Origin of the sequence: uncultured Anaerococcus sp. (assembly GCF_963510915.1) — a bacterium.
Classification (GTDB): Bacteria; Bacillota; Clostridia; order Tissierellales; family Peptoniphilaceae; genus Anaerococcus.
In genome coordinates this window covers 1-3,513 of the sequence record NZ_CAUPHG010000133.1, presented here as the reverse complement: position 1 = coordinate 3,513, position 3,513 = coordinate 1, and the positions used below count along the sequence as shown (strand labels likewise).

The 3,513-nt window shown below is 34.9% G+C and carries 5 protein-coding genes and 1 tRNA gene; 5 read left to right on the top strand and 1 reads right to left on the bottom strand.

Translation table 11 applies throughout. From position 1 onward, the window contains the following. The first annotated feature begins 45 nt into the window (after positions 1-45). The 5 genes from rplK (at position 46) to RQ893_RS08605 (ending at position 3,151) form a co-directional block, all read left to right on the top strand. Positions 46-474, top strand: coding sequence for a 50S ribosomal protein L11 (gene rplK / locus RQ893_RS08625; RefSeq protein WP_004828830.1), 429 nt, complete (start codon positions 46-48; stop codon positions 472-474). Positions 475-510: 36 nt separating this feature from the next. Further along, positions 511-1,224, top strand: coding sequence for a 50S ribosomal protein L1 (gene rplA / locus RQ893_RS08620; RefSeq protein ID WP_311482609.1), 714 nt, complete (start codon positions 511-513; stop codon positions 1,222-1,224). A gap of 197 nt (positions 1,225-1,421) precedes the next feature. Next, a complete protein-coding gene (gene rplJ, locus RQ893_RS08615; RefSeq protein WP_399523602.1) occupies positions 1,422-1,970 on the top strand; it encodes a 50S ribosomal protein L10 in 549 nt (182 codons plus the stop codon). A 29-nt stretch (positions 1,971-1,999) separates the two neighbouring features. Further along, a complete protein-coding gene (rplL, locus tag RQ893_RS08610) occupies positions 2,000-2,383 on the top strand; it encodes a 50S ribosomal protein L7/L12 (protein ID WP_311482607.1) in 384 nt (127 codons plus the stop codon). A gap of 321 nt (positions 2,384-2,704) precedes the next feature. Then, positions 2,705-3,151: a Fur family transcriptional regulator gene (locus RQ893_RS08605; RefSeq protein ID WP_311482606.1), complete on the top strand. Its 447-nt coding sequence runs from the start codon at positions 2,705-2,707 to the stop codon at positions 3,149-3,151. A gap of 105 nt (positions 3,152-3,256) precedes the next feature. Here the strand turns inward: RQ893_RS08605 and RQ893_RS08600 are convergent. Then, positions 3,257-3,332: transfer RNA gene (locus RQ893_RS08600), tRNA-Thr, on the bottom strand. Positions 3,333-3,513: the final 181 nt, after the last annotated feature.

Below are 3,513 nucleotides of genomic sequence, written 5' to 3'. Positions count from 1 at the left end.
AAAGCAGTGGGAGGGGAAACCCGAATCACCACAAGGAGGTAAATTATGGCAGAAAAAGATATACAAGCGATAGTAAAATTACAAGTACCAGCAGGAGCTGCATCACCAGCACCACCAGTAGGAACTGCTTTAGGTCCTCACGGAATCAACATTATGGAATTTGTTCAAGCATTTAATGCTAAGACAGCTGACCAAGCTGGAATGATTATACCGGTTGAAATGACTATTTTTACGGATAGAACATTCAAATTTATAACAAAAACACCACCAGCACCAGTATTAATCAAAAAAGCTATCAACCTAGCAAAAGGTTCAGGTGAACCAAACAAAAATAAAGTTGGATCAATCAAGAGAAGCCAACTTGAAGAAATTGCTAAAACTAAGATGGAAGATCTTAATGCTGCAAGCCTAGAAGCTGCAGTAAGCATGATAGCAGGAACAGCAAGAAGTATGGGAGTCACTGTAGAAGATTAGTGGGAGAGTTTACTCGTTTACCACAGGAGGTATTAAATGGCAAAAAGAGGAAAAAGATATTTAGAATCAAAAGCTTCATATGATTCTACAAAAGAATATGAATTAAACGAAGCACTTGAAATTGTTGAGAAAAATGCGAAGGCAAAATTTGATGAAACTGTAGAACTACACTTCAACCTAGGTGTTGATAGTAGACATGCTGACCAACAAGTTAGGGGTACAGTTATTTTGCCACACGGTACAGGTAAGGTACAAAGAGTACTTGCTTTCGTAAAAGACGACAGAATAGACGAAGCACTAGCAGCAGGAGCTGACTTTGCAGGTAATGAAGAATATGCTGAAAAAATCCAAAAAGATGGTTGGTTAGACTTTGACGTAGTAATAGCTACACCAGACATGATGGCAACAGTAGGTAGACTAGGTAGGGTACTTGGTCCACAAGGCTTAATGCCAAACCCAAAAACTGGTACAGTTACAAACGACGTTAAACAAGCTATCGAAGACATCAAAGCAGGTAAGGTTGAGTATAGAACTGATAAGGCTAACTTAATCCATGTACCAGCAGGTAAGGTATCTTTCGGCGCAGAAAAACTAGCTGACAACATCAAAGCTCTAATCAGAGAAGTTGTTAAAGCAAGACCTGCAGCAGCAAAGGGTAAATATATTAAATCAATCACCGTTGCTTCAACAATGGGACCTGGTGTAAAATTACAAGCAGGAAAGGCTAGCGAATTAGTAGAAACAAAATAATTTGCAATTTGACTAGATTGATGATATAATATATAAGTCAAATAAACAGGCTACCAAAGACTACGCAGACAGATATGTTTAATAATTGCGTATAGGTGGGAGAAATTAACTACATCCCCACCGATGTAGGCACTATTAGGGTGTCTATATATAGTGGGGTTTTTAAATACCTACCATTAGCCTTAGGAGGTGAAAAAGTGAGCGAGAAAGCTATAGCAGCTAAACAGCTGATAGTTGACGAAATCAAAGCTAAAATCGAAGGTTCACAATCAGTGACACTTGTTGGTTTTAACGGTATGGACGTTAAGGAAATCACAAATTTACGTGATAAATTCAGAGAAAAAGAAGCTGAATACAAAGTTTACAAAAATACAATGATGAGATTTGCTTTCCAAGAATTAGGCTATGATGAATTAATCGAAGACCTAAAAGGAGCAAACGCTCTAGTATTTTCTAAACACGATTTAGTAGATGGTCCAAAGATCGCAGTTGACTACAGAAAAGAAGACGAAAAAAACGAAGAAAAATTAGTTTTGAAATCAGGTATTGTTGAAGGTAAGTACCAAAATAGCGAACAAATGATGGCAATAGCCACATTACCAGCTACAGAAGTTCTACACTCAATGCTTGCTAATGTATTACAAGCACCAATCAGAACTCTTGCAGGAGATCTTAACAACACAATATCTAAACTTGCTATTGCCCTTAACGAAGTGGCAAACAAAAAAGAAAACGAAGCAGCATAATAAAAATATAAATTTAAGGAGAATTAAAAATGGCATCAGAAAAAGTAACAAACTTATTAGAAGAAATCAAAAATCTTACAGTTCTTGAACTTTCAGAACTTGTTAAAGCAATCGAAGAAGAATTTGACGTATCTGCACAAGCAGCAGTAGCAGTAGCAGCTCCAGCTGCAGGTGCTCCAGCAGCAGGCGGAGCAGCTGAAAAAACAGAATTTGACGTAGTTCTTAAATCAGCTGGACAATCAAAAATCAACGTAATCAAAGTTGTTAAAGACGTAGCTGGTCTTGGACTAAAAGAAGCTAAAGCTTTAGTTGACGGAGCTCCAGGCAACGTTCTTGAAGGCGTAGCAAAAGATAAGGCTGAAGAAGTTAAAGCAGCCCTAGAAGAAGCAGGCGCTGAAGTAGAATTAGCATAAGCTAACAAATATAACTAGGTTAATCCTAGCAAAACCTCTCAGGAATTTCCTGGGAGGTTTTTTATAGTAATTCATACATATAAAAGTGAAATTATTAAAAATTGTATTGGGAATCAAAGACAAAAATTTAAGGGAAATTATAGGTGATAAATAAAAATCCTATAATAATTATATAGAAATCTTAGTTAAGAGTGTTTTTATAGCTGTTTTTAGATATAAAAGGGAGATTATTTATATTTGTAATCGAGTTGATAATCATTCCCAATCATTGACAAATAGACATTTTGGCGTATATTATAAGCCAGAAAGGTATGGGATGTTATGCACGATTTAATAGAAAGTTTAAGGCAAGAAAATCCTGACAAAAGGCTCAGTACACTTAAAAAAATTCTTCAAGATAAAAAAATAAGAGTTTCTCACCAAAGGCTATTGATATTGGATTATTTGATAACCCATCCTATCCATCCGACAGCTGAAAAGATTTTTAAGGACCTAAAAAGCAAGGATCCAGTGATAAGTCAGGCAACAGTTTATAATAGCTTAAATCTTTTTGTAAACCATAAGCTAGTAAAAGAACTTGATTTTAATATGGTATCAAAAAGGTATGAATTTAAAAGACCTAGCCACGGCCACTTTATTTGTGAATCTTGTGGTAAAATTAAGGATTTAGAAATCCTTGATATGCAAAAGCCTGATATACTAAAAGATTATACAATAGATACAATAGAAGTTATTTACAGGGGACTATGTCCTGATTGTAAGGAATAAAAAAAGCAGGTAAATTTTATTTTGCCTGCTTTTTAGTATCCGTATATAATTAAATTTTTAAATAATGAAATAATATTTTTGTAAAACTAAAAATGGGTAAAAAAATGGAGCCGCTTCCCGGAATTGAACCGAGGACCTCTTCCTTACCATGGAAGCGCTCTACCTACTGAGCTAAAGCGGCACATTTATAATTATACAAGCATTTTTCTTAAATTCAAGTTAATAAATTAAATAAATTTATAGAAATTAATAGAATTTTTTATCGAATTATGGTAGAATAATGTATATGAGTACATTAGGAGGATTTAATGAGCAAACAAACATTTGAAAGAAGCAAACCACATATTAACATTGGTACAATC